The 2,149-nt window shown below is 44.7% G+C and carries 5 protein-coding genes; 2 read left to right on the top strand and 3 right to left on the bottom strand.

Annotation, left to right across the window (positions count from 1 at the left end; genetic code table 11):
• Positions 1-593: OmpA family protein (locus tag R8N28_RS23795; protein WP_318183497.1), on the top strand; the 593-nt coding region annotated here is incomplete at its 5' end.
• A gap of 96 nt (positions 594-689) precedes the next feature.
• Complete coding sequence (locus tag R8N28_RS23790) at positions 690-977, top strand: hypothetical protein (RefSeq protein WP_005499880.1); 288 nt, start codon at positions 690-692, stop codon at positions 975-977.
• A 12-nt stretch (positions 978-989) separates the two neighbouring features.
• Here the strand turns inward: R8N28_RS23790 and R8N28_RS23785 are convergent, their stop codons facing one another.
• The 3 genes from R8N28_RS23785 to R8N28_RS23775 form a co-directional block, all read right to left on the bottom strand.
• Positions 990-1,367: a PH domain-containing protein gene (locus R8N28_RS23785; protein ID WP_005499881.1), complete on the bottom strand. Its 378-nt coding sequence runs from the start codon at positions 1,365-1,367 to the stop codon at positions 990-992.
• Between the two features lie 112 nt (positions 1,368-1,479).
• Complete coding sequence (locus tag R8N28_RS23780) at positions 1,480-1,695, bottom strand: TIGR02450 family Trp-rich protein (protein ID WP_140082563.1); 216 nt, start codon at positions 1,693-1,695, stop codon at positions 1,480-1,482.
• 139 nt (positions 1,696-1,834) lie between these two features.
• Positions 1,835-2,149 (bottom strand): HPP family protein (locus R8N28_RS23775; RefSeq protein ID WP_318183496.1); only part of this gene is annotated, 315 nt, incomplete at its 5' end.

The raw sequence follows: 2,149 nt of genomic DNA, 5'->3' as shown, positions 1-2,149 counted from the left end.
AAGTTATCGAAGAGATGACCGCGCAGATCAACGCGCAAGGAAACGTCAACGTGACTGTGACACCACAAGGCTTGCGTATCGTGTTGCAAGACGATTACAAACAGCACATGTTCAGTCGTGGTGGAGCCGAGCTTACGCCATTTTTTGAAGATTTACTGTTGGCACTTGCCCCTCTTTTCGAGCAAGTAACCAACCCATTGATCATCAGTGGTCATACCGATGCGATTCCGTTTAAGAAACGTTTTGGTCGTCAGTCGAACTGGGCGCTATCGGCATCACGTGCTGATGTGGCGAGAAAAACGCTGGTTGAAGGCGGAATGCCTGATGATCGCGTCATGCAAGTTACTGGCATGTCAGATCGAGCGTTGCTGAACCCAGATGAGCCAGATTCAAGCGAAAACCGTCGAATCGAACTGTTTATTCTGACAACACCAGCAGCAAAAGTGCTTGAGACCTTATTTGGCAATCAAGATGACAGCGAGCTGCAAAAAGCGAAACAAAAAGCTGAATTTAACCAACCCGTTATTCGACAAGAAGTGATCCGTTACTCGGCGGACTCAGAAAAACAAGAAGCGAAAATCCAAGCACTATAACGCTTGTCAACGCCATAAACCACAAAGGTCACCTCGCCCAGCTGGTGACCTTTTTAATCCCTAATCCAATTGCCGTGACTTTTAGTAGAGTTCAATATGCACGAGCCAATGCCCGACACAAAAAGACGTGATATGTTGAAGAAAGCCTTTTTATGGCTAATCATCTTCGACTATTTATTATTGGCGTTTTTTCTTACCCAACTCTCTAGCCTCAACCTAAACAGTGGCACCATGATCAGCCTGCTGCTCGTGGTTTACAATGTTCTGCTTGTGTCGTTGTGTTTTCAACGAACCAACAAACAAGACTCATACATCATCTACCCAGTGTTATCAGCAACGTTGCTCGCTTTTGTCTGCTTCCTTTACTTTTTTTTTCTGGTTTAAGAGCCCCATAACCTAATCAAGCACGCGTTCACTGATCATACGATTGAACGCAACAAGGTCAAATGAGCCTTTAATTTCAAACCGAACTCGTCCCACTTCACTTAAGAAAAACTCAATTTCGCAATCGAGATCAAACGTGCCGGAAGTCTCAATAGAGAATGCATTGATCTTACTGTAAGGCAGCGACGTGTAATCCACTTTTGAGCCCGTAATCCCTTGCACATTCGCCGCAATCACTCGTTTGTTGGTAAACACCACTTGGTCACGAACGGTTTTAAAAGCGGCGAAAATGGTCTCACCATCAATCAAAAATTTGTGGAAATCATCTCTGACTTTGGAAACGTCAATAGGCTTAAGCTTGAACACAGAGGAGTTATCGAAGTCGATCATGAGTCGTCCTTTAAATAGGCTGAAAAACGAATTTCTCAACGTATCAGACCACACCGGTTTTGCCTATCTACCTCAACCGTTTTTGCTTGATTCATCTACTGCAAAACCCAAATTACTTCCAACCCTGCCGCCATAACTCTGGGTCTTTCAGATCTTGCCAGTTCATCTCTTGCTCACGTTTACTCATAACGGCTTCAATGACACATTTCACAACATTGCCGTCTTCATCCAGTTCCATTTCAGTTACCACAAAGTGCTTCTCTTTATTTTTAGGTGACGTCGCAGTCCATTTGCTGTGCAATAGTTTCTTTGGGTGAAATCTATTCATCGCGGTATACCAATTTAGCTATCATCTTTATGTATACGACTGAATACCAAGAGAGAATCAGATTTTATTTTTAAGCATCCACGAAAGGGAAAAGCCGCAAAAGAGGTCATCCCCCAATACGGCCTTACTTGCAATCCACTTAGGTCTTTTGACCGTTCAAACGAGGGTTTAAGTACTGACTCTGTAGCAACTGCAAAGCCTTACCAACCAGCACAATCACCACCGCGCCGATCAGTACTGGCGTGAACAGAAAGCTCCACCCCTGCCCAGATGCCATGATCAAGATAGGATTTGCGCCCGCAGGTGGATGCGTTGTCTTCGTAATCAGCATCGCTGACACACCTAACCCAGTCGCAATCGCGAGGGTGATTGGCGTGATCTCAACGTATTGACTAAACGCAATACCGATAGATGCCGTAATGAAGTGACCAATGATCACGTTTTTTGGTTGAGC

The organism is Vibrio sp. Vb1554, assembly GCF_033344235.1.
The sequence above is the reverse complement of the archived record's forward strand: the minus strand, read 5'-3'. Positions and strand labels throughout refer to the sequence as shown.

Bases quoted from the DNA above. Each gene is read 5' to 3' on its own strand.
- R8N28_RS23790 (WP_005499880.1), top strand. From the start codon at position 690: ATGCACGAGCCAATGCCCGACACAAAAAGACGTGATATGTTGAAGAAA.
- R8N28_RS23785 (WP_005499881.1), bottom strand. From the start codon at position 1,367: ATGATCGACTTCGATAACTCCTCTGTGTTCAAGCTTAAGCCTATTGAC.
- R8N28_RS23780 (WP_140082563.1), bottom strand. From the start codon at position 1,695: ATGAATAGATTTCACCCAAAGAAACTATTGCACAGCAAATGGACTGCG.